Origin of the sequence: Burkholderia sp. KCJ3K979 (assembly GCF_016759955.1) — a bacterium.
In the GTDB taxonomy this organism is placed as follows: domain Bacteria; phylum Pseudomonadota; class Gammaproteobacteria; order Burkholderiales; family Burkholderiaceae; genus Burkholderia; species Burkholderia orbicola.
The window spans coordinates 1-394 of sequence record NZ_JACFYV010000487.1; the positions used below are offsets into that span (position 1 = coordinate 1).

Annotated in this window: 1 protein-coding gene; it reads right to left on the reverse strand. The window is 67.5% G+C overall.

Annotated features, from left to right (window positions below; all coding sequences use genetic code 11):
* Nucleotides 1-394, reverse strand: a 394-nt coding sequence (locus H3O04_RS35765; RefSeq protein WP_202589557.1) for an ABC transporter permease, incomplete at both ends; no start/stop codon positions are given.

Sequence of the window (394 nt, forward strand, 5' to 3'; positions counted from 1 at the left end):
CTTCTCGCCGAGCCTGTAGTGCAGGGCTTCGGCCACCTCGGCGCCGAGCACCACGTCGAACAGGTCCTGGCCGAAGGCGCGGCCCTCGGCCAGTTGCAGTTCCTGGCCGCGGCCGTAGCGGTAGTGCTCGAAATAGCCGGCATCGGTACCCATTACCCGGTAGCCGCGGTGCGAGTCGCCGAGGGAGATCGGGATCGCCCACTTCACCCGCGGGTTTTCGGCGAAGTGCCGGTAGCTGTCCCAGCGGATGTTGTTGGTCGCGTTGCCGATGCGGAATACCGAGTAGAGCAGCAGGTTCACCGAGCCGGAGCGCGCGCCGACGATCAGGTCGGTTCCGGAGATGGTACTGGCGAAGCTGGCCTTGGCCTCGGTGCGGACCCGCTCCACCGCCAGC